The organism is Bacillus sp. RE35, from assembly GCF_052146655.1.
GTDB lineage: Bacteria > Bacillota > Bacilli > Bacillales > Bacillaceae_G > Bacillus_A > Bacillus_A cereus.
This window is the reverse complement of sequence record NZ_CP197377.1, coordinates 4,779,331-4,802,144: the sequence shown is the minus strand read 5'-3', so window position 1 is coordinate 4,802,144 and position 22,814 is coordinate 4,779,331. Positions and strand designations below refer to the sequence as shown.

The following is a 22,814-nucleotide window of genomic DNA, read 5'->3' as shown; positions in this document are numbered from 1 at the left end:
ATTTTTAAAAATTATTTCTCCACGCCAGCTGTTTGCTCAGCATGGAATGTCCAGTTTAGCTGCAGGGAATCACCTTGAAATTTATTTTGATCTCGGTCGTTATCTTCAAATGAGAAGAGGACGTGTAAGTAATCTGTTTCACCAGATTTAATACCATCTATTAAGTTATGACGTTCTAGAGACGTAGCGACATCTTCAGGTTTCATAGTTTTTAATTGTGATAGTTTTGTTTCCCACACAATCTCATGATCATCGTTTGGATTAGATGGCTGTCCATCATTTACTAGAAACTTGACGATAATGTGATCACCTAAATCTTCACCGTCATTATTTTGCTTTGCATCTGTAACTTCATATGATGTTTCAAGTGCTACTTTTGCGATATCCAATGTACCTTTATTTTCAAGCTTGAAGTTCCTTTCAATAAAATCACCTGGTTTTAAATCTTTCACATTAACGATTACACTTGGATTAATAGAAAGATCTAGTGTTCCAGCTTGAAATGAGTTACTTGATGTTTCTGAATCACTGAAATAGGCGAATACACCGCCGAATGTAAGGGATAAGCCAAGTGAAGCGGTGATAATTCCCATTCCTACTTTTTGTTTTAATGACATAAGAAAGCCTCCTAGTTAAATTTGTATAGCAACCGTTCGCAACAAGGATAAATAAGTAAACATAGTAGTCCGCTATGAATTATAGTTACGAAAGATCAGAGTTCTTTATTGAGAACAAGTATATGCTTATGAATTTCGCGTTTCAATAAAAATATGACAAAAAATGTTGAGAAACATTTTTTATTACAGATTATTTTGTTTTGATTTTGAGTGGAAAATAGCATGAAAAATAGTATAAACCTAATAAAATAAAGGTTGAGAAAAAAATAATAGGAGGAAATATAGAAGTAGAATGAAGCGTTTACAATGAATATTCGTCAAAATTCGATATTTTACACGGAAATGTGAAGAAAAACTAACATTTTTAAGAAAAAAACGAATGTTTTTTATAAATTAACAAGGATATTGCAGTTTTTCGCAGAAATAGTTAAAGTATAAAAAATTCTGTCATCTAAGTGAGGTGAGCATATTGAATGTAATAAATTGTGAAGAAGTGAAACGAGATGAGTTTCATACAGAAAAGTACTATGAAAGTTATAACATCTTTGGCGCGCATGTTGTGACGGAAGATGAGATTCAAGGGGTACGATTTACAGTGTGGGCTCCTCATGCGAAAGCAATGAGTGTTGTTGGGGATTTTAATGAGTGGGATTATGAGCAACATAAGATGCTACAAGTGACAGAAGAAGGCATTTGGTCCTTATTTATACCGCATATTGAAGAAGGAGAAATATATAAATATGCGATTGAAACGTTGGCTGGTGACGTCATTTTAAAGGCAGATCCGTATGCTGTATATGCAGAAGTAAGACCGAATACGGCATCTGTAGTTTTTGATATAAAAGGATATGAATGGAATGATAAAAACTGGAATCGTAAGAAAAAGAAAAAATCGATTTATAAAGAAGCGATGACAGTTTATGAATTGCATTTTGGTTCTTGGAAAAAGAAAGAAGATGGAACACTGTATTCTTACAGGGAAATGGTAGAAGAACTCATTCCATATGTGGTGGAACATCAATTTACACATATTGAAATTATGCCGCTTGTTGAGCATCCATATGATCGTTCTTGGGGATATCAAGGAACGGGATATTATGCAGCGACGAGTAGATTTGGTACGCCGCATGATTTAATGCATTTTGTCGACGAATGTCATAAATATGGAATCGGTGTCATTTTAGATTGGGTGCCGGGGCATTTTTGTAAAGATGCTCACGGTTTATATTTGTTTGATGGTACACCGACCTATGAATATAAAGATAAAGATGTACAAGAAAATCCAGTATGGGGAACTGTCAATTTTGATTTAGGAAAGAGAGAGGTACGTAATTTCTTAATTTCAAATGCGTTATTTTGGATGAGATATTTCCATATTGATGGTTTCAGAGTTGATGCAGTTGCGAACATGTTGTACTGGAATAAAGAAGGACAAGAGCAAAGTAATGAGCATGCTGTTTCATTTTTAAGGGAGTTAAATGAAGCGGTGTTTGCAGAGGATGAAGATTTTCTTATGACGGCAGAAGATTCAACAGCTTGGCCACTTGTAACAACTCCAACGTATGAAGGTGGGCTTGGATTCAATTACAAATGGAACATGGGCTGGATGAATGACGTGCTGAAATATATGGAGTGTGCGCCTGAATATAGGAAACACATTCATGAGAAAATGACGTTTTCTTTACTATATGCGTACTCTGAAAACTTCATATTACCGCTTTCTCATGATGAAGTCGTTCATGGGAAAAAGTCGTTATTAAATAAAATGCCAGGTGATTACTGGGATAAGTTTGCTCAACTTCGTTTATTATATGGATATTTCTTTACTCACCCAGGAAAGAAGTTACTTTTCATGGGAGGAGAATTCGGACAGTTTGATGAGTGGAAAGACCTTGAAGATTTAGATTGGAATTTACATGATTTTGAAATGCATCGTTATATGCATGATTACTTTAATGAGCTCATAGCATTGTATAAGCGCTCAAAACCACTTTGGCAGCTTGACCATTCACCTGAAGGTTTTCAGTGGATTGATGCTAATAATAATGAGCAAAGTATTTTCTCTTTTATCCGCCAAGGGGATAAACAAGAAGATGCGTTAGTTGTCGTATGTAATTTTACGAAAGCTACATATGAAAACTATAAAGTAGGTGTACCAGATTTCGAGTATTATAACGAGATTTTAAACAGTGATGCACAGCAATATGGCGGTTCGGGGCAAGTGAATAAGAAACGTCTTAAGACAATTCTAGAACCGTACCATAATCAAGCAGCACATGTAGAGATTACAATTCCACCATTTGGCGTATCCATATTACGACCAGTGAAGACGAGAAAGGGGAGCAAAAAACAAGATGGCTCAAAAACAAAAGTGCGTAGCAATGTTACTAGCAGGGGGAAAAGGTAGTCGATTAAGTGCATTAACAAAAAATTTAGCTAAGCCAGCTGTTCCATTTGGTGGTAAATATCGCATTATTGATTTTACGCTAAGTAACTGCGCAAATTCTGGTATTGAAACGGTTGGGATTTTAACGCAATATCAACCACTAGAACTTCATAATTATATCGGAATCGGCAATGCATGGGATTTAGACCGAGTAAGCGGTGGAGTCACAGTATTACCTCCTTATGCGGAGTCTTCAGGTGTGAAGTGGTACACAGGTACGGCAAGTGCCATTTATCAAAACTTAAACTATTTAAGTCAATATGAACCAGAGTATGTTCTTATTTTATCAGGCGACCATATTTATAAAATGGATTACAGTAAGATGCTAGATTACCATATTGAGAAAGAATCGGACGTATCCATTTCTGTTATTGAAGTACCTTGGGATGAAGCGAGTCGCTTTGGCATTATGAATACAAATGAAGAAATGGAGATTGTTGAGTTTGAAGAGAAACCACAATTTCCAAGAAGTAATCTTGCATCAATGGGAATCTATATTTTTAATTGGTCAATTTTGAAAGAGTATTTAGAGATGGATGCAAGAAACCCTGAATCTAGTAACGATTTCGGAAAAGACGTACTTCCGCTTTTATTGGATGAAGGGAAGAAGTTAATGGCGTATCCGTTTGAAGGATATTGGAAAGATGTTGGAACGGTGAAGAGCTTATGGGAAGCGAATATGGATTTGCTTCGCGATGAAACATCACTGAATTTAAACGATCGTAATTGGCGTATTTACTCTGTCAATCCAAACGAACCGCCTCAATATATTGCTGAAAAGGCGAAAGTAGAAGAATCGCTTATTAACGAAGGATGCGTCATTGAAGGGGACGTGAAGCATTCTGTGTTATTCCAAGGAGTGACGGTGGAAGAAGGAAGTATGGTGATTGATTCTGTTGTTATGCCAGGGGCTAAGATTGGTAAAAATGTTGTGATTGAAAGAGCGATTGTTGGATCAGAAATGGTTATCGAAGATGGAACAATCATTCGTCCAGAAAAGAATGTTGACGATGTAGTATTAATTGCTGAAGGGAAATAGAAAAGGGGGATGAAATGAATGGGAGAAAAAATGTTAGGAATTATTAATGCAACGGGAAGTTTTCCTTCCTTAAAGAAAGTAACAGGGCATCGTTCACTAGCGGCGTTACCGTTTGGGGGCCGTTATCGACTCATTGATTTCATGCTTTCAAATATGGTGAATTCTAGTATTCATAGTGTGGCAGTTTTTACAAGCCATAAAAATCGTTCGTTAATGGACCATGTTGGTTCAGGAAAACAGTGGGATTTAGATAGAAAACGAGACGGACTATTTTTATTCCCGCCAAACTGCCAATGTGACCAAGATGAATTTGGGTCTTTTGCACACTTTAGAAGACATATTGATTATTTTCTAAGAAGCAGAGAAGAGTACGTTGTTATTACGAATAGCCATCTCGTAACAGCATTAAATTTTCAAGCGGTGTTAGAGCGACATATACATACGGCAGCTGATATTACAGAAGTTTGCCATGAAGGGGTTTCGCTTCAAACATACGTGTTAAAGAAACAATTATTGTTAGACTTATTTGAGTCATATAAAGGTGTGGAACAATACAGTTTATTTGATGTAGTGAGAGAAAAGCGCGGGAAATCATTACATATTGCTACATATGAACATACTGGATATGTAGCAATTATTGACTCGATTGAAAGTTACTATAAACATAGCTTAGAAATTTTGCAACCTGCTATTTGGAAGCAATTATTTAAGAAAGAAGCACCGATCTTTACGAAAGTAAAAGATGAGCCACCAACTCGTTATTTAAAGGGTGCAGTCGTGAAAAATACAATGATTGCAAATGGCAGTATTATTGAAGGGGAAGTCGAAAACAGTGTTGTTTCCCGTTCGGTTAAAATTGGAAAAGGTTCAATTATTCGTAACAGTATTATTATGCAAAAGAGCCAAATTGGAGATAACTGTATAATAGACGGTGTTATTATTGATAAAGACGTGAAAATTGGCGACGGTGTCGTATTAAAAGGAAGCGCCGATGAGCCGTATGTTGTAGAAAAAGGAAGCGTACAAAACAGTACGATTAATAGTTATTCCTAAAGAATCAGTGGGGGCTTTTTCCTCCACTGATTAAAGTTTTAATTTAAATGAAAACTCGAAGGGAGGAAGCTGCAAGAGGAGTAATAAAAACTTTTCGCGCAGTGGGACAACAAGTGAATATTTTATTTGCAGTATCAGAATGTGTACCGTTTGTGAAATCGGGAGGATTAGCTGATGTAGCGGGTGCGCTCCCAAAAGAGCTAAAAAAATTAGGAGTGGACGTTCGTATTATACTTCCGAATTATAGTCTCATTCCGCAAAAGTTAAGAGATGGATGTACGTTACATAAAGTAATTAACGTCCCTCTTGGGTGGAGAAATCAATATTGTGGAATTTTAAAAGGTGAGCAAGACGGAATTACGTATTACTTAATAGATAATGAATATTATTTTAAGAGAGATTCTCTGTATGGTCATTACGATGACGGAGAGCGTTTTTCTTATTTCTCAAAAGCAGTGTTAGAGTGTATTCCGCACCTTGATTTTGAAGTGGATGTTCTTCATAGCCATGATTGGCATACGGCTATGGTTAATTTCTTACTTCGTGAAAAGTATCAAGATAACCCGTTATATGAGCGTATTAAAACGGTATATACGATTCATAACTTGCAGTTCCAAGGTGTATTTCCTCCTGAAGTGATGTACGACTTGTTAGAGCTTGGTGATGAATATTTTCATAGTGAGCAGCTAGAGTTTTATGGAAACGTAAACTTTATGAAAGGCGGTATTATTGCTTCGGATCAAATTACAGCGGTGAGCCCGACGTATAAAGAAGAAATTCAATATGAATTTTTCGGTGAGAAGTTAGATGGATTACTGCGAAAATATAATGATAAGCTTAGCGGCATTGTAAATGGTATTGATACGAGCGTATATAATCCAGAAACGGATTCGTATATTAAGGCCCAGTATGATGCAGAGTCAATATATGAAAAGAGTGAAAATAAACGCGCCTTGCAGCGTTATTTTGGTTTGCCAGAAAAAGAGGATACACCAATTATTTCAATGGTAACGAGATTAACGAAGCAAAAAGGTCTTGATTTAGTACGTACTGTATTCCGCGAAATAATGGAAGAAGATGTACAATGTATTATTTTAGGTTCAGGTGATTCGGAATATGAGCAATTCTTTGAGTGGATGGCATATGAGTATCCGGAGAAGGTAAAAGTTTATATCGGATTTAATGAAGAATTAGCTCACCAAGTGTATGCGGGAAGCGATTTGTTTTTAATGCCATCGCTGTTTGAACCGTGTGGACTTGGACAACTTATCGCATTAGCATACGGTACGATTCCAATTGTAAGAGAAACAGGTGGGTTAAACGACACGGTACATTCTTATGATGAAGAAACTGGAGAAGGAAATGGTTTCAGTTTCACGAATTTTAATGCACATGACATGCTGCATACGATTCATCGTGCAATTGAATTCTATCATGATAAACCAGTGTGGGAGCAGCTTGTAAAACAAGCGATGACTGAAGATTATAGCTGGGAGCAATCGGCTCTTGCTTATAAGGAATTGTATAAAAGTCTCATGGAATAACATGTAGGTGGTGAAAAAATGTTTACTCATGTTGAAAGTTTTAAATCAACTTTTCTAGAAAAGTTAGAGACGATGTATGGTAAAAGTTTTAAAGATTCTACAACTCGTGATCAATATAATACACTCGGCCATATGGTACGTGAGTATATGAATAGTCAATGGATTGCAACGAACGAGAGTTATCGATCCGGAGAGCAAAAGCAAATGTATTACTTGTCTATTGAGTTTTTGCTTGGACGTTTGCTTGGAAGTAACATCTTGAATTTAGGTATTCGAGATGTATGCGAGCAGGGGTTATCTGAACTAGGGATTTCGTTACAAGAGTTAGAAGAAGTGGAAGCAGATGCAGGCCTTGGTAATGGTGGGCTTGGACGCTTAGCAGCCTGTTTTCTCGATTCACTTGCATCTTTAAACTTGCCAGGACACGGCTGTGGAATTCGTTATAAACATGGTTTGTTTGATCAGAAAATTGTTGATGGTTATCAAGTTGAATTTCCAGAACAGTGGCTTCTTCATGAAAACGTATGGGAAGTAAGAAGGCATGATCAAGCTGTAGAAGTAAGTTATTTCGGCAGTGTTGAACCGCTAGAAATTGACGGGCGTTTAGAGTTTAGGCATACAAATGCAGAAGTCATTATGGCCGTGCCATATGATGTGCCGGTAGTTGGCTATGAGACGAGTACTGTAAATACACTTAGACTTTGGAATGCTGAACCAGTTCCTTTCCCGCAAAACTGCAAAGATATTTTGAAATATAAGCGTGAAACAGAGGCTGTATCGGAGTTTTTATATCCAGATGATACGCATGATGAGGGAAAAATACTTCGTTTAAAACAACAGTATTTCCTCGTATCAGCAAGTTTGCAAAATATTGTTCGAATGCATAGAGAAAGATATGGTGACCTTCGTCAACTACATGAAAAAATTGCGATCCACATTAACGATACACATCCGGTTTTAGCAATTCCGGAACTGATGCGTATTTTACTAGACGAAGAAAAGTTAGCATGGGAAGAAGCTTGGCACATAACGACGCAGACGATTTCTTATACGAATCATACGACGTTATCAGAAGCGCTCGAAAAGTGGCCAATTCACATTTTTAAACCGTTATTACCGAGAATTTATATGATTATTGAAGAGATTAATGAACGTTTCTGTCATGAACTGTGGGAACAGTATCCGTATGAGTGGGATCGTATTGAAGCAATGGCGATTATTGCACATGACCTTGTGAAAATGGCTCATTTAGCGATTGTCGGTAGCCATAGCGTAAACGGTGTAGCAAAAATTCATACGGAAATATTAAAGCAGCGGGAAATGCGATTGTTTTATGAATTTTATCCAGATAAGTTTAATAATAAGACGAATGGAATTGCTCATAGGCGCTGGCTTATGAAAGCAAATCCACAGTTAACAAATCTCATTTCAGAGGCGATTGGAACGGAGTGGAAGAAAGAACCGATTAAGCTTCAAGAGCTACAATTAGTTCAATATGATGCGAGTTTCCAAGAGAAATTTGCAGAGGTAAAACAAGAGCGTAAAGAGATTTTAGCGGAGCGTATTCATAATACAATGGGGATTACCATTGATCCAAATTCTATTTTTGATGTGCAAGTGAAAAGATTACATGCTTATAAACGACAATTATTAAATGTTCTTCATATTTTATATTTGTATAACCGTTTGAAAGAGGATGCTAGTTTTACATTTTATCCGCGTACTTTTATTTTTGGAGCGAAAGCATCACCTGGCTATTATTACGCGAAAAAAATTATTAAATTAATAAATGAACTCGCAAGAAAAGTAAATAATGACCCGTATGTCAGTCAATATATGAAAGTTATCTTTCTAGAAAACTATCGAGTTTCTTTAGCTGAAGATATATTCCCAGCAGCGGATGTAAGTGAACAAATTTCAACGGCGAGTAAAGAAGCATCGGGAACAGGTAATATGAAATTTATGATGAATGGTGCGATTACACTCGGAACGCTAGACGGTGCTAACGTTGAAATAAAAGACCGGGTCGGTGAGGATAACTGTTTTATTTTCGGTTTAACAGCCGAAGAGGTTCTTCATTACTATCAAAATGGTGGGTATCGTGCAAGTGATTATTATCACCACAATAGGCACATTAAAAAAGTAGTTGATCAATTAACAAATGGTTTCTTTGCACAATCGGGAGCTGAATTTGAAGCGATTTACGATTCTCTCGTTATTCAAAACGATGAATATTTCGTTCTGCGAGATTTTGGTCCGTATGCTGAAAGACAAGAAGCTGTTGGTAGAGCTTATGAGAACCGAACGAAGTGGCTAGAAATGTCTATTTTAAATATTGCACAGTCTGGTCATTTTGCGAGCGATCGAACGATTTTGCAGTACAGTAATGAAATTTGGGGTATCGGTAATGCAGTTAAACAGTTTTAAAGAGGTTGCTATATTGGGAGATATATTATCGATTTACCAACAAAAATGGATATTAATAAATAAAACGAGCTTAATAAAATTAAGCTCGTTTTATTTATTTTGCTTAAGAAAGAAATGGAACAGTGGTATATATGATACCTGCCCCATCATACTCTCCTGTCGCAAAGTATGAAAATGTAAAGAAACCTGTAACCGTAAAAATTACAATAAGAAAAAGTGCGAAGATAAATTTTAACATGTAAGGTCCCCTCATCCAAAAATAACTTCATACATTATTATAGTATACGAATATTTTATTTCCAATTGTTTACTGGTTAAAAATGAGAAGTCAGACATGTTTTGTATGTTGTAATGGAATGATTATTTGTAATGGATTTTGTGTTTTTTGTAAATGTCATGTTGTGATGGACGTGTGCATACTCCCAATCATGATCATTAAAATTTATGTTTCGGGGAGGGAGAAGTGGGACGACATCGAACAAGTTGACGAAACGAAAGCTACTAGCTACTTGTAGTTTATAATAATTTCGAAAAGCGATATCTCCTACTTTTGGAGAAGCGAATGTATAAAGTCCATACTGTGCGAAGGCAGTATTTATACGTGCATCTAATATGTGTAATGTGGCAAGCGCGCCACCTAGACTATGCCCAGTAGCTAGCAGTTTTTTATGTGCTGGCAATGATACGAGCATATCCATAATAGAATCACGACAAGACTCATAAATAGAGAGAAAACCGTTATGGACATTTCCGCCATTTAAAGCATAAGGATAAGGTTTTTGATTGACGAGAGAATCAATAATCCAATCTGGATCTGTTTGAGTGCCTCTGAAGGCAACAATAATTGTATCCTCAGATTCTAATATAAATCCGAACCATTCTGTTGTTTGAATGGCCTTTCCTTGAAACCCTTGTACATATTGAAAACCATCTGGTATTTCGAAAATGCCATTTTGTTTATATTGTTCATACGTTAACTCACAACAAGAAGCTAACAGTATGGCAGTGTCTTTATCAAAGGATAAAGGAGTACGCATTAAGGAAGCCCTCCTTAAGAAAAAGTATAGTTTAATATATGCAGTGAGGAACTTGATTCATTCTTTTGGAAAAAGTGCTTGAACCTACAGCTACGTGAGGGAGTATGATTTTTGTAAACATATTGTTAGGAGGAGTGTAAGATGAGCAAAAAGGAAGGCTGTTCAATTGGTGAGTTTTCAAAGAGAACAGGCACATCAATACGGACACTACAATATTACGATGAAATTGGACTACTTAAACCTGAAAAGAATGTTAGCTCTGGTCACCGTTTGTACAAAGGAAAAGATATATTAGAGCTACAGAAAATAGTGAGTCTTAAAGTATTAGGATATAGTTTAGAAGAAATACGCGTTATGCTGAAAATGCCAAGTTTGAATGTAAATTTAAAAGAAACGTTGGAACAACAAAGAAAAGCCTTTGAAGAAAAGAGAAGACACATTGAAGTTTCGATAAAGACGCTTGAACGAACAATGGTATGTCTTGAGGAAGATGAAGAGTTGGATAGTGACATATTAATGAGTCTAATTAACAGCATTCAAAAAGAAAACGAACAACGTTTATGGCTTGAAGGATATGTATCAAAAGACTTGGCTGATGGATTATATAATAAGTCGGAAGAAGAGCGCATAGCACTTGATAAAGAGTTTGTGCGTTTAGCAAAAGAAGTGAAAAGGTTATTTGGAAGACAAATTGAGGATTCAGAAGTGCAAAAATTGGCTGATGAACATATGAAGGCGACTCTTAAGTATGTTGGTGAAGAGACAATGTATTCTTTAGGTAAATTAGAGAATGTAGAAGAACAATATAATAATATGATGCCATCTCCTTACAAGGAAGAAGAAGAGACATGGCTTAATGAAGCGATGGAGTATTATATGATTCGAAATGGTATGTATAGCCCTCCGCAGTAAAAATAAAGTGCCATAGTCATAAACTTTAGAGAAATGCCTCCGATGTTTTTTTGCATTGGAGGCATTTTTTACTCTTTTCCATCTAAAAGGTGAACAAGGCCACCTAATATACTACTTTCACCAGTACTTTATAATGCTGGGCTTGTAAGAGGTTTGAAAAAATAGCCTGTATATATTTGAACGATGATTACCTATTTACTTGTGTTTGTTCGCACTATATACCGAAAATTTCGGGAAACGAAACATATTATTTATCTGTTTGTTTTTGCTTTTTTTTTCAAATACTCCGCACGTAATTGTTCAAGTTTCTGCTTTTTATCAAATTTGGCAGGTTTCTGTTTTTCATGGAACTTTGCCACAGCTACCTGACTTTTGGAATCCAATTGATATTTTCCCACTTTGTTCACCTACTTTTCTTGTCTCTAAAGAGAATCTATTCAACAAATATAATATACCTTATTTTCCTGAAGTAAACCTTATTACTTTATTTTAACTGCTTTTTCTCGTTTGTAGACGTAAATTAAAACACCCTTTCACTGCATTACTGCAAGTAAGGGTGTTTTAATTTTATTATTTTATTAGTTGATGGCCATGCCTACATAAGGGCACAGTTTACTCTTTCCCATCTAATAAACGACCAAGTCCACCTAATACACTACCTTCGCCAGTACTTTGCGCTGCTGGGCTTGTAAGGCGTGCTGCTAAGCGGCTAAGTGTTAAGGACTGAATCCAAACTGTTCCAGGACCTTCTAATGTTGCGAAGAATAAACCCTCGCCGCCAAATAGAGCTGTTTTTACTTTACCGACGAACTCGACATCATAGTTAATGTCTTTTGTCATAGCAACGAGACAACCTGTATCAATGCGAAGTTTCTCACCAGGTTTTAATTCACGTTTATATACAGTTCCACCTGCGTGCATGAAAGCAAGGCCGTCACCTTCAAGTTTCTGCATGATGAAACCTTCACCACCGAAGAAACCAGTTCCTATTTTTTTCGTAAATTCAATTCCGATAGAAACACCTTTTGCGGCACAAAGAAAGGCATCTTTTTGACAAACTACTTTTCCTTGATATTCTGTTAAATCTACAGGAATAATTTTACCAGGATAAGGAGCAGCAAATGAGACGTGGCGTTTGCCGTGACCTGTATTTGTAAATACAGTCATAAACATACTTTCGCCTGTAACGAGACGTTTACCAGCGCCCATTAATTTTCCGAATAAACCTCCAGATGGGCCAGAACCATCACCGAAGATTGTTTCCATTTCTATGTAATCTTCCATCATCATCATTGCGCCAGCTTCTGCGATCACGCTCTCTTCTGGATCTAACTCAATTTCAACAAACTGCATATCATCGCCATATAACTTATACTCGATTTCGTGTGCTCTCATTTTTTTCACCTCGTATGTAATAGATACTTATATTGTACAGAATTTAATAGGATTAGAATACTTTAGTTTTGTTAATTTTCAAATAAAGTGGAACCAGCCAAAACTGATTATCAGCTCCCGCCAATCAAGCTGTCCACAAATGGCGGGATAATATATGAATATGGAAATTCAACATTATATTAAAATTATAAAAAAATGGTGGAATGAAAGTGTTCTCATTTGACGTTTTGGATATAGCGTGATATAGTGAAATCACTATTGAGCTACATAATGTGGTACGGAAATAAAGCACGTTGAATTAAAGGCTGTAAGCTTGTTATACATTCATGTCCTTTATATCCACCTTTTCATGTGGATTCATAGTTTCATTTTTATTTAGGAGGTACATGACATGCAAACAGGTAAAGTTAAATGGTTCAACAGCGAAAAAGGTTTCGGTTTCATCGAAGTTGAAGGTGGAGACGATGTATTCGTTCACTTCTCAGCTATCCAAGGTGACGGATTCAAAACTTTAGAAGAAGGTCAAGAAGTTTCTTTCGAAATCGTTGAAGGTAACCGTGGACCACAAGCTGCTAACGTTACAAAAAACTAATTAGCTAGCGATAAAAAGCATTCCGATTTTCGGAATGCTTTTTTTTATTCTTTGGAACTAGATTCATTTGAAGATAATTCACCTTTGAAGGTACGTTCTTCAAAATCATCAAGCATTTGTTCATATTCTTCATGCTCTTCTGTAGCGAAAACTTGTGGGTTTTTCCCGTACATATCCGTACCGATAAAGTTTTCAAAATCCTCCACGTAGCCTACGTTTTCTTCACTATTTACATACATGCCATTATAGTTTTTTGAATCTTGTCTTTCTAAATCAGACGGCGTTTCAGATGTTCCGTAATTTGCGACATCTTGCCACGCATCTTCTGCATCGTACTCAACAGAATTGTCATCATCATGCTTGTGGAAAGAAGGAGACAACACTTCTTCTTCAACTGGTCGTGTATTCATATTTAACTTATTTGTCGCGTGCTGGATGCATGTTGTAGCAGTCGGCATTGCTTCCAATCTTTCAAATGGAATCTCTTCGCCAGACACTTCGCAAATGCCGTACGTACCCGCTTCTATTTTTTGCAAGGCATGTTTCGTGTCCTCAAGCTGTTTATGCCAAAGTTCAATAAGCCCGAAGTCTTTTTCCCGTTCATATAGCTCTGTAGCCATATCACCTGGATGGTTGTCATAGCTAGACAGTTCTCCTACTGAGTCACGTTCAGAAGCACGATCTGTATTTTCATGAGTTTGTATCGTTTGCTCTAGTTCTTGTTTTTGTTTTTCTAAAATGGATTTAAATTGACCTACTTGTTGTGGAGTTAACATAGTCGTCCACCTTCCTACAATTCAGTTTCTTTACATAGTATGAGCGTTGAGAGTAGGAATTATGAGATGAATTTTAGATATGAAAAAGGAGCCGCATAAGCAGCTCCTTTTATAGAAAGTATCCAAGTAATAATCCGATTCCCATTAGGAAACCGAAGATTGTATTTGTTTTTGCTGTTGCAATCATCGCAGGTACCATTTCCATCGGAATGCTTTTGCCGATAAAGCCTTTCGTCGCTTTAAATGCTTTCGGCGCACTTAAAAATACGATAAGCATCCATGGTGATACGATGCCCACGATAATTAAAGCAATTGTCCAAATGTAGGAAACGATGAACATCGAAGCAAGTACACCAACCGCTCGCTCGCGTCCAACGAGAATTGCTAACGTTTTACGACCGTTTTCTTTATCGCCATCCAAGTCACGAATATTATTGGCTAGTAAAATGGCACCAATTAAAATGGAGCTTGGAATAGATAGTAAAATGACTTCTGATGTTACAGTTCCAGTTTGAATAAAGAATGAAATCCCAATAATAATGACACCCATAAATAATCCGGCTGTCAACTCTCCAAATGGTGTATATGCAATTGGAAGTGGGCCACCTGTATAAAGGTAAGCAACGGCCATACAAACAAGACCGATTGCAGCAAGCCACCAGCTAGAATTTATACAAATATAAACACCTAATAGTATTGCGATGCCGAAAAATCCAAATGCTAAGTTAAGCACTGTTTTTGGCTGAATGCCATCGCGAACGATAGCGCCGCCGATACCAACTGAACCTTCGTGATCGAGTCCTCTTTTATAATCAAAGTATTCATTAAACATGTTTGTTGCTGCTTGAATGAGAAGACAAGCAAGAAGCATCATAAGGAAAAGAGGAAGATGTATTTGATTTATACCTCCGACCTGCATCGAATATGCTGTTCCGATGAAAACAGGTACGAAAGCGGCTGTTAATGTATGGGGACGTAGTAAACTCCACCAGATGCGCCAGCCTGTTTGCTTACTTGGCTTTGGCGCCGTAGGAGAGGAATTCGTTTTGACGTTCATTTCCATGTTGAATCCTCCTTTGGTCACATATTGTACACAACTAAGTGTAGAAAAAGCATCATTTAGTGTCAACGTTTATTTTCTAGGAAGAGAAGGTGAATTTCTCAGAAATGCTAAACGTTGACAGGCCTTTCGTTTGAGGTGTATCTTAAAATCAAGCGTAATTATGACTATTTTTCGCCCATAGGGGGGAGACAATTGTGATTCAAACGAAACAAAAAGGCTTGCAAGAAGTTCTTATTGCAGCTATCAAGCGTGCAACTAACGAAAAAACATTGGTTAGTTTTGTAAAACAAATAGACTGGGTGGATCCGCTTCTGTTCTATGCAGCAGGAAAAAGGATTTCATTCGAAAATAGATGTTATTTTGCAGACCCGGCTCAGCATGTAATATTTGCAGGAATTGGCTCTGTTTTCACTATAGCAAATTCTTCTCATAAGCGCTTTCAAACCGCTCGCGACGAGTGGGAGAAAGTAAAAGAGAATGCATTTGTCCAAAGAGATGAATATGAATTTGGAACGGGTCCGCTTTTATTTGGTGGTTTTTCATTTGATCCAGAAAAAGAGAAAACGGACCTATGGAAAGAATTTAAAGATACGACATTTTCACTACCAGCATTTTTATTAACTGTAAAAAATGAAAAAGCATGGTTAACGATGAATACATTTGTTTCAGCAACAGATTGTGCAGAAACTCTTTCTAACGAAATGATTTCTTTAGAAGAGAAGATTTTGGGAGAGAGTAAATGTGCGCTAAACGGATCGAAATTGACTGTTATTTCTAAAGTAGAAGTGGATCCGAAAGGCTGGATGAAAGCAATTGAAAAAGTACAAGATGAGATGAAGCAGGGTAACGTGCAGAAGGTTGTATTGGCGAGGGAACTAAAAGTAGAGATGAATCATTCGATTGATTCTGCTCTTGTTTTAGAAGCACTTCGCATTGGTCAACCGGATTGTTACGTATTTTCTTTTGATTATAAAGGAGCATGCTTCTTAGGAGCGACGCCTGAGAGATTAATTCGCAAAGAAGATGAGAAATTTACATCGATGTGTCTTGCGGGTTCAATCGGTCATGGTCATTCTATAGAAGAAAGTAAGCGAAATAGTAATGCGCTTCTTCATGATGAAAAGAATTTAGCTGAACATGGGTATGTTGTTAACATGATCCGCTCGGTACTAAATGAACATTGCGAATACGTTAATATTCCGGAAAGCCCAGGTTTATTAACAACGAAAAACTTAATTCACTTATATACGCCTGTAGAAGCAAAAGGCGATGCGAGTCTTTTAACAATGGTAGAAGAATTACATCCAACACCAGCTCTTGGCGGGACACCTCGTTTGGAAGCGATGAAACTGATCCGTGATGTTGAATTGTTAGACAGAGGGTTGTATGGTGCACCGATTGGCTGGATAGATGATGAAGGAAATGGTGAATTTGCGGTTGCGCTGCGCTGCGGATTATTAAACGGCGAGAAAGCATCCTTATTTGCCGGTTGTGGTATTGTAATTGATTCAATCCCGCAGCTTGAATATGAAGAAACAAGTTTGAAGTTTAGACCGATGCTTGGTGCTTTGGAGGAATTAATGAAATGAACAATCATATAGAAGCATTATCATATTATTTAGGCGCGTTCGTGGATGAACTGACGCGTCTAGATGTATGTGATGTTGTCATTAGTCCAGGCTCACGGTCAACGCCGATTGCTTTACTAATGGAACAACACAAAGGAATGAACACATATTTACATGTGGATGAAAGATCAGCAGGATTTTTCGCGCTCGGTATTGCGAAAGCAAAAAAACGCCCAGTAGCATTATTATGTACGTCAGGAACAGCAGCAGCGAACTATTATCCAGCTGTATGTGAAGCTTTTCATTCAAGGGTCCCACTTATCGTCTTAACAGCGGATAGACCGCATGAATTAAGAGATGTGGGTGCACCACAAGCAATGAATCAATTTAATTTATACGGTACTTTTGTGAAACAATTTACAGAGATGGCACTGCCAGAAGCAAGTGAAGCGATGTATCATTACGCTCGTATGACGACGCAGCGTATAGTAGCAAATGCTTGTTTAGCGCCGCAGGGTCCTGTTCATCTTAATTTTCCAGTTCGCGAGCCACTTATCCCTGATTTCTCACTAGAAAGCTTATGGGATAAAGGACGTAGTGAATATACAGGAGTAGTTCAGCAAGGAAACGCGGTGATGCCGAGTGAATATGTAGATTCTCTTGTAGGGCGCCTTTCACATATGGAAAAGGGGCTTATTATTTGTGGAGATGATAGTCATGCAGAAATTGCAATGTTTGCAACGCAACTAGCTGAAAAAACTGGCTATCCTATATTAGCAGACCCACTTTCTAATATTCGTAGCGGACACCACGATAAAACGATGGTAATTGACTGTTATGATACATTTTTACGAAATGAAAAGTTAAAAGAAACATGGAAACCGGACGTTTTAATTCGCTTTGGTGGTATGCCTGTTTCTAAATCATTAACGCAGTTCATAAAAAAACAAACAAAAGCAGTTCATATCGTTGTCGATGAATCAGGACAATGGAGAGATCCAGCTCTTGTTGCGACAGAAGTTGTGCAAGCAAGTGACATTGAATTCTGCAAGGCGTTAATAGAAAAAATGCCAGTTATGAAAAAGAATGATTGGTCCCTAATGTGGCAACATATAAACGAAAAAACGAAGGAAACGCTTCGTGAAATGGAAACATATGAAACTGCATTTGAAGGAAAGGTTATTACAGATATTGTGCGCGTATTACCAGAAGACGCAACGTTATTTGCGAGCAATAGTATGCCAATTCGTGATACAGACTCATTCTTCTTCACATCGGATAAAAACATCCATGTGATGGCAAACCGTGGTGTAAATGGTATTGATGGAATCATTTCGACAGCTCTAGGAGCGAGCGTTATTTGCGACCCACTTGTATTAGTGATTGGTGATTTATCATTTTATCACGATTTAAATGGACTGTTAGCAGCGAAATTACATGAATTAAATATAACAATTGTCGTTGTAAATAATGATGGTGGGGGTATTTTCTCATTCTTACCACAGTATGAGAAAAAGGAACATTTTGAATCATTATTTGGAACACCAATTGGACTTGATTATGAGCACGTTGTCAAAATGTACGGCGGTTCATTTAGCCGTGTAAATGGTTGGGAGCAATTCCGAGAAGAAGTTCGAAAAGGAACGACGACAGAAGGTTTACACGTTGTGGAAATTTGTACGAATCGTGATGAAAACTTAACATTGCACCGTACGTTATGGGCAAAAACACAGGACGTAATTACTACATCGTTGCAAGGTGAATCAAAATGAACGTAACGCTGCAAGGTGTATCGTATGAATATGAAGTAGTCGGAAGCGGGGAACCACTTCTACTTCTTCATGGTTTTACAGGAAGCATGGAAACGTGGCGTTCTTTTATCTCTTCATGGGGTGAGCAGTTTCAAGTTATTGTAGTGGATCTTGTTGGGCACGGAAAGACGGAGAGTCCTGAAGATGTTGCGCATTATGATATCCGAAATGTGGCATTGCAAATGAAAGAACTACTAGATTACCTTCATATTGAAAAAGCACATATACTTGGCTACTCAATGGGAGGAAGACTGGCGATTACGATGGCATGTCTATATCCAGATTATGTACACTCTCTTTTATTAGAAAATTGTACAGCTGGGCTCGAAGACGAAGCGGATAGAAAAGAACGTCGTGAAAAAGATGATCGACTTGCCGATAAAATTGAGCGAGAAGGCATAGAAATTTTTGTATCTATGTGGGAAAATATTCCGCTTTTTGAAACGCAAAAACGTTTAGCAAAAAACGTACAAGAAGCGGTGCGAAAAGAACGACTTGCTAACAACCCAAAAGGGCTCGCAAATAGCTTGCGCGGCATGGGAACTGGGGCTCAGCCTTCATGGTGGGATGAGCTGAAAAACTTAAAAATACCTGTTCTTTTAATGAACGGAGAATATGATGAAAAGTTCTTCCGCATATTAAAAAACATCGAAAACTGCGTGTCTGATGCGAAATTTGTCAAAATTCATGGTGCTGGCCATGCAATTCATGTGGAACAACCGGAAAAGTTTGATACAATAGTAAAGGGATTTCTAAAAACTATGCAGTGATACTTTTTTCAGTAAGAAGGAAGCCACGCTTATAGGTGAAATCAGAAATATACAAGGAGGTAGTTGTAATGGCTATTGAATGGGTAAAAGAAGGCAATTACGAAGATATTATTTATTCAACATACAATGGTATCGCAAAAATTTCGATTAACCGTCCTGAAGTACATAACGCATTCCGCCCAAAAACGGTAATGGAGTTAATCGATGCTTTTGCACAAGCTCGTGATGATGCAAATGTTGGCGTTATCATTTTAACAGGTGAAGGTGGACGTGCATTCTGTTCTGGCGGCGACCAAAAAGTTCGCGGTCATGGCGGATATGTAGGTGACGACCAAATCCCACGTCTAAACGTATTAGACTTACAACGTCTAATTCGCGCAATTCCTAAACCAGTTATCGCAATGGTAGCAGGTTATGCAATCGGTGGTGGACACGTACTTCATATCGTATGTGACTTAACAATCGCTGCAGACAACGCTGTATTCGGACAAACAGGTCCTAAAGTAGGAAGCTTTGACGGTGGATACGGAGCTGGTTACTTAGCTCGTATGGTAGGCCACAAGAAAGCTCGCGAAATTTGGTACCTATGCCGTCAATACAACGCTCAAGAAGCGCTTGATATGGGCTTAGTAAACACTGTAGTACCATTAGAAGAGCTTGAAGCAGAAACAGTACAATGGGCACAAGAAATTTTAGCAAACAGCCCAATGGCACTTCGTTTCCTAAAAGCTGCATTCAACGCAGACACAGACGGTCTAGCTGGTATTCAACAACTAGCTGGAGATGCAACGTTATTGTACTACACAACTGACGAAGCAAAAGAAGGTCGCGACGCATTCAAAGAAAAACGCAGTCCGGACTTCGGTCAATTCCCTCGTTTCCCGTGATCAAACCAAAAGCGGAAGCGGCTTGCTTAGAACAAGAGGGCGTTGGAACTCCTGACGTAGAGGCGCTTTTTGCCTCGTAGGAAGGCGTGAAACGACCGACTGTTCTAGCCGCTGTAGCTGGATGAAACCAAAAGCGAAAGCAGCTCGTTCAGAATGTGAGGGGGATGGAGCTTCTGACGTAGAGGCGCTTTTTGCCTCGTAGGAAGAAGTGAAGCCACCGAGCATTCTAGCTGCTGTAGCTGGATAAGACCAAACCGGAAACAAAACAACTAAGAGACTTGATATCATATCAAGTCTCTTTCTTTCATGAAAGGAGAATGAATGATGGAGACGATGCCAAATTGGTTAATGCAACGTGCATTTTTAACACCAGATCGCACTGCAATTGAAATAGAGGAAGAGAAAGTCACTTTTATGGAGCTGCATGAAAAAGTAGTATCTGTTTGTGAACACCTCACGCATGTTGGAGTGGAGCGAGGGCAAAAGGTGGCTGTTCTGATGAAAAATGGTATGGAGATGATTACAGTTATTCACGCTCTATCTTATGCAGGTGCAGTAGCTGTGCTTTTAAATACGCGTCTTTCAAGAGAAGAGCTACTTTGGCAAATGGATGATGCTGAAGTTGTTTGTTTAGTAACGGATCAAGATTTTGATGCTAAAGATGTTCCTGTTTATTCATTCGCCGAAGTGATGAATGGACCAAAAGAGGAAGCCTCTATACAAGAAGAGTTTTCTTTAGAAGAAACGATGACAATTATTTATACGTCAGGGACGACAGGAAAACCGAAAGGCGTTATTTTAACGTACGGTAATCATTGGGCAAGTGCGGTTGGCTCTTCGCTTAATTTAGGACTTCGTGATGATGATTGCTGGTTAGCTTGTATGCCGATGTTCCACGTTGGCGGACTATCTCTTTTAATGAAAAATATTATGTATGGCATGCGCATTTTACTCGTTCCGAAATATGATGCGGATTTTATTCATAAAGCACTTCAAACGAGAGGCGTAACGATTATTTCTGTCGTTTCTAAAATGTTAACTGATTTATTAGAGAGACTTGGGGCAGGGACATATCCCTCTTCTTTACGATGTATGTTACTTGGCGGAGGACCAGCGCCGAAACCGTTATTAGAAACGTGTGTAGATAAAGGAATTCCTGTGTATCAAACGTACGGTATGACAGAAACGTCTTCGCAAATTTGTACGTTATCAGCTGATTACATGTTAACGAAAGTAGGATCAGCTGGAAAGCCACTATTTCAGTGCCAGCTTCGTATCGAAAAGGACGGCGTAGTAGTGCCGCCACATGCGGAAGGTGAAATCGTAGTAAAAGGGCCGAATGTAACAGGCGGTTATTTTAACCGTGAAGATGCAACGCGTGAGACAATTCAAAACGGATGGCTTCATACTGGTGACCTCGGTTATTTAGATAAAGAAGGGTTTTTATACGTATTAGACCGCCGTAGCGATTTAATTATTTCTGGCGGAGAGAATATATACCCAGCTCAAATTGAAGAAGTGTTACTCTCCCATCCGGCAGTAGCGGAAGCTGGTGTTGTCGGTATATCTGACGACAAATGGGGACAAGTACCAGTTGCTTTTGTTGTGAAAAGCGGGGCGGTAACAGAAGAAGAAATTCTTCACTTTTGCGAGGAGAAATTAGCGAAATATAAAGTGCCGAAGAAAGCATGTTTCTTAGAGGAATTACCACGTAACGCTTCGAAAAAATTGTTAAGACGAGAGCTAAGACAATTAGTGGAGGAGATGTAGGTGGAAATAAAAAAAGCGACACTGTATATAACAGAAATGCCACTCGTAATCCCGTTTGCTGCAAGCTACGGGACCTACGAAAAGCGTGAGAGTATAGTCATTGAATTAGAAGATGAAGAAGGGTACATTGGATTTGGCGAAGTCGTTGCGTTTTCTGAACCGTGGTATACGGAAGAAACGGTGAAGACAGCGCTGCATGTACTTCAGGATTTTTTATTACCTGATTTATTAAAAGCTGAAATTTCTCACCCGAATGAGGTACCGAGCTTGTTCCAGCATATAAAAAGAAACCGAATGGCAAAGGCCGGAATTGAAGGGGCTGTTTGGGATTTATATGCGAAGCGTCAAAAGAAATCGTTAGCGACATTGCTTGGCGGAACGAAGTCTGAAATTGAAGTCGGCGTTGTAATTGGGATCAATACAATTCCGGTTATGTTAAAACAAATCGAGAAGTACGCAGAAGAAGGATACGAGCGCTTTAAAGTGAAAATAAAGCCAGAGCATGATTACGAATTATTGAAAGAGATTCGTAAAGAGTTCCCAGGTATCCCGTTAATGGCTGATGCAAACTCAGCATATACATTAGGGGATACGGAGAGGCTGAAACGACTAGATGAATTCCAATTAATGATGATTGAACAACCGTTAGCGGATTACGATTTTCTTGATCACGCGGAATTGCAAAAGAAAATTGAAACGCCGATTTGTTTAGATGAAAGTATTCATAGTTTAGAAGATGCACGCGTTGCGATTACGCTTGGCAGCTGCCAAATTGTGAACATTAAACCAGGGCGAGTGGGCGGATTAACAGAATCAATCCAAATCCATAATTATTGTATGGAACATAACGTACCCGTTTGGTGCGGTGGTATGGTAGAGATGGGGATTTCACGAGCGCAAAATGTTGCTCTTGCGTCATTGCCTAACTTTACGATTCCAGGAGATATATCTGCTTCTAGTAGACATTGGGAGCAGGATATTATTTGGCCGGAAGTGATGCTTGAGGGCGGGAAAGTGATGGTGCCGCAAAGCGTTGATGCTGAGTATGAAGTAGATCGCGGAAGATTGGAAGAAATTACGAAGCAGCGGATTGTGTTTGAGCGGTAA

20 protein-coding genes are annotated in these 22,814 nt (G+C 38.3%); 13 read left to right on the top strand and 7 right to left on the bottom strand.

The genetic code is table 11. The annotated features are described in order from the left end of the window. Window positions 1-11: 11 nt before the first annotated feature. A complete protein-coding gene (locus tag ACTL4X_RS24585) occupies window positions 12-617 on the bottom strand; it encodes a CalY family protein (protein ID WP_000053927.1) in 606 nt (201 codons plus the stop codon). Between the two features lie 469 nt (window positions 618-1,086). Between ACTL4X_RS24585 and glgB the strand changes: the two genes are divergently transcribed. The 5 genes from glgB (at window position 1,087) to glgP (ending at window position 9,126) form a co-directional block, all read left to right on the top strand. Then, a complete protein-coding gene (gene glgB / locus ACTL4X_RS24580) occupies window positions 1,087-3,024 on the top strand; it encodes a 1,4-alpha-glucan branching protein GlgB (RefSeq protein WP_063548917.1) in 1,938 nt (645 codons plus the stop codon). After that, window positions 2,972-4,102, top strand: a complete 1,131-nt coding sequence (gene glgC, locus ACTL4X_RS24575) for a glucose-1-phosphate adenylyltransferase (protein WP_000057619.1) — start codon at window positions 2,972-2,974, stop codon at window positions 4,100-4,102. Before glgB ends, glgC begins: the two co-directional genes overlap by 53 nt. 18 nt (window positions 4,103-4,120) lie before the next feature. Next, window positions 4,121-5,155 carry a glucose-1-phosphate adenylyltransferase subunit GlgD gene (gene glgD, locus ACTL4X_RS24570; RefSeq protein WP_000504168.1) on the top strand — a complete coding sequence of 345 codons (1,035 nt, stop codon included), beginning with the start codon at window positions 4,121-4,123 and terminating at the stop codon, window positions 5,153-5,155. Between the two features lie 113 nt (window positions 5,156-5,268). Further along, on the top strand, window positions 5,269-6,699 hold the full coding sequence (gene glgA / locus ACTL4X_RS24565) for a glycogen synthase GlgA (protein WP_086692120.1): 1,431 nt from the start codon (window positions 5,269-5,271) through the stop codon (window positions 6,697-6,699). A gap of 18 nt (window positions 6,700-6,717) precedes the next feature. Further along, window positions 6,718-9,126 (top strand): glycogen phosphorylase, encoded by a 2,409-nt coding sequence (gene glgP / locus ACTL4X_RS24560; RefSeq protein ID WP_000494099.1) that lies wholly within the window; start codon window positions 6,718-6,720, stop codon window positions 9,124-9,126. Window positions 9,127-9,229: 103 nt separating this feature from the next. Here the strand turns inward: glgP and ACTL4X_RS24555 are convergent, their stop codons facing one another. Further along, window positions 9,230-9,364, bottom strand: coding sequence for a hypothetical protein (locus tag ACTL4X_RS24555; protein ID WP_000911075.1), 135 nt, complete (start codon window positions 9,362-9,364; stop codon window positions 9,230-9,232). 76 nt (window positions 9,365-9,440) lie between these two features. Continuing rightward, the gene (locus ACTL4X_RS24550) at window positions 9,441-10,163 is read right to left on the bottom strand and encodes a lipase family protein (protein WP_001260111.1); all 723 of its coding nucleotides are present in this window, start codon (window positions 10,161-10,163) and stop codon (window positions 9,441-9,443) included. Window positions 10,164-10,304: 141 nt separating this feature from the next. On the opposite strand from ACTL4X_RS24550, the gene ACTL4X_RS24545 reads away from it, so the two are divergent. After that, a complete protein-coding gene (locus ACTL4X_RS24545) occupies window positions 10,305-11,075 on the top strand; it encodes a MerR family transcriptional regulator (protein ID WP_441394961.1) in 771 nt (256 codons plus the stop codon). Between the two features lie 251 nt (window positions 11,076-11,326). On the opposite strand, the gene ACTL4X_RS24540 is transcribed toward ACTL4X_RS24545, so the two are convergent. Continuing rightward, the gene (locus tag ACTL4X_RS24540; protein WP_172605264.1) at window positions 11,327-11,473 is read right to left on the bottom strand and encodes a hypothetical protein; all 147 of its coding nucleotides are present in this window, start codon (window positions 11,471-11,473) and stop codon (window positions 11,327-11,329) included. Window positions 11,474-11,687: 214 nt separating this feature from the next. Next, the gene (locus ACTL4X_RS24535; RefSeq protein ID WP_001201257.1) at window positions 11,688-12,470 is read right to left on the bottom strand and encodes a TIGR00266 family protein; all 783 of its coding nucleotides are present in this window, start codon (window positions 12,468-12,470) and stop codon (window positions 11,688-11,690) included. A gap of 391 nt (window positions 12,471-12,861) precedes the next feature. Here ACTL4X_RS24535 and cspD point away from each other — a divergent pair, with 391 nt between their 5' ends. After that, a complete protein-coding gene (gene cspD, locus ACTL4X_RS24530; protein WP_001193054.1) occupies window positions 12,862-13,062 on the top strand; it encodes a cold-shock protein CspD in 201 nt (66 codons plus the stop codon). A 44-nt stretch (window positions 13,063-13,106) separates the two neighbouring features. Here the strand turns inward: cspD and ACTL4X_RS24525 are convergent, their stop codons facing one another. Further along, window positions 13,107-13,838 carry a yteA family sporulation protein gene (locus ACTL4X_RS24525; RefSeq protein WP_000957395.1) on the bottom strand — a complete coding sequence of 244 codons (732 nt, stop codon included), beginning with the start codon at window positions 13,836-13,838 and terminating at the stop codon, window positions 13,107-13,109. Window positions 13,839-13,947: 109 nt separating this feature from the next. Then, window positions 13,948-14,901 (bottom strand): 1,4-dihydroxy-2-naphthoate polyprenyltransferase, encoded by a 954-nt coding sequence (locus ACTL4X_RS24520; protein WP_000425766.1) that lies wholly within the window; start codon window positions 14,899-14,901, stop codon window positions 13,948-13,950. A 194-nt stretch (window positions 14,902-15,095) separates the two neighbouring features. Between ACTL4X_RS24520 and ACTL4X_RS24515 the strand changes: the two genes are divergently transcribed. The 6 genes from ACTL4X_RS24515 to menC all read left to right on the top strand — a co-directional run bounded on the left by ACTL4X_RS24515 (window position 15,096) and on the right by menC (window position 22,814). Further along, window positions 15,096-16,490, top strand: coding sequence for an isochorismate synthase (locus ACTL4X_RS24515; protein ID WP_000616738.1), 1,395 nt, complete (start codon window positions 15,096-15,098; stop codon window positions 16,488-16,490). After that, window positions 16,487-18,241: a 2-succinyl-5-enolpyruvyl-6-hydroxy-3-cyclohexene-1-carboxylic-acid synthase gene (gene menD / locus ACTL4X_RS24510; protein WP_441394960.1), complete on the top strand. Its 1,755-nt coding sequence runs from the start codon at window positions 16,487-16,489 to the stop codon at window positions 18,239-18,241. The genes ACTL4X_RS24515 and menD overlap by 4 nt, the downstream gene beginning before the upstream one ends. After that, complete coding sequence (gene menH / locus ACTL4X_RS24505) at window positions 18,238-19,050, top strand: 2-succinyl-6-hydroxy-2,4-cyclohexadiene-1-carboxylate synthase (RefSeq protein ID WP_144560725.1); 813 nt, start codon at window positions 18,238-18,240, stop codon at window positions 19,048-19,050. The genes menD and menH overlap by 4 nt, the downstream gene beginning before the upstream one ends. A 68-nt stretch (window positions 19,051-19,118) precedes the next feature. Continuing rightward, complete coding sequence (menB, locus tag ACTL4X_RS24500; protein ID WP_000963881.1) at window positions 19,119-19,937, top strand: 1,4-dihydroxy-2-naphthoyl-CoA synthase; 819 nt, start codon at window positions 19,119-19,121, stop codon at window positions 19,935-19,937. Window positions 19,938-20,261: 324 nt separating this feature from the next. Further along, complete coding sequence (locus ACTL4X_RS24495; protein WP_441394959.1) at window positions 20,262-21,707, top strand: o-succinylbenzoate--CoA ligase; 1,446 nt, start codon at window positions 20,262-20,264, stop codon at window positions 21,705-21,707. After that, window positions 21,708-22,814 carry an o-succinylbenzoate synthase gene (gene menC, locus ACTL4X_RS24490; protein WP_074553557.1) on the top strand — a complete coding sequence of 369 codons (1,107 nt, stop codon included), beginning with the start codon at window positions 21,708-21,710 and terminating at the stop codon, window positions 22,812-22,814.

Coding starts and splice junctions, on each gene's coding strand:
- ACTL4X_RS24550 (WP_001260111.1), bottom strand. CDS start 10,163: ATGCGTACTCCTTTATCCTTTGATAAAGACACTGCCATACTGTTAGCT.
- menD (WP_441394960.1), top strand. CDS start 16,487: ATGAACAATCATATAGAAGCATTATCATATTATTTAGGCGCGTTCGTG.
- ACTL4X_RS24545 (WP_441394961.1), top strand. CDS start 10,305: ATGAGCAAAAAGGAAGGCTGTTCAATTGGTGAGTTTTCAAAGAGAACA.
- ACTL4X_RS24535 (WP_001201257.1), bottom strand. CDS start 12,470: ATGAGAGCACACGAAATCGAGTATAAGTTATATGGCGATGATATGCAG.
- ACTL4X_RS24495 (WP_441394959.1), top strand. CDS start 20,262: ATGGAGACGATGCCAAATTGGTTAATGCAACGTGCATTTTTAACACCA.
- ACTL4X_RS24525 (WP_000957395.1), bottom strand. CDS start 13,838: ATGTTAACTCCACAACAAGTAGGTCAATTTAAATCCATTTTAGAAAAA.
- cspD (WP_001193054.1), top strand. CDS start 12,862: ATGCAAACAGGTAAAGTTAAATGGTTCAACAGCGAAAAAGGTTTCGGT.
- ACTL4X_RS24520 (WP_000425766.1), bottom strand. CDS start 14,901: ATGGAAATGAACGTCAAAACGAATTCCTCTCCTACGGCGCCAAAGCCA.
- glgC (WP_000057619.1), top strand. CDS start 2,972: ATGGCTCAAAAACAAAAGTGCGTAGCAATGTTACTAGCAGGGGGAAAA.
- menB (WP_000963881.1), top strand. CDS start 19,119: ATGGCTATTGAATGGGTAAAAGAAGGCAATTACGAAGATATTATTTAT.
- ACTL4X_RS24555 (WP_000911075.1), bottom strand. CDS start 9,364: ATGTTAAAATTTATCTTCGCACTTTTTCTTATTGTAATTTTTACGGTT.
- glgD (WP_000504168.1), top strand. CDS start 4,121: ATGGGAGAAAAAATGTTAGGAATTATTAATGCAACGGGAAGTTTTCCT.
- ACTL4X_RS24585 (WP_000053927.1), bottom strand. CDS start 617: ATGTCATTAAAACAAAAAGTAGGAATGGGAATTATCACCGCTTCACTT.
- menH (WP_144560725.1), top strand. CDS start 18,238: ATGAACGTAACGCTGCAAGGTGTATCGTATGAATATGAAGTAGTCGGA.
- glgP (WP_000494099.1), top strand. CDS start 6,718: ATGTTTACTCATGTTGAAAGTTTTAAATCAACTTTTCTAGAAAAGTTA.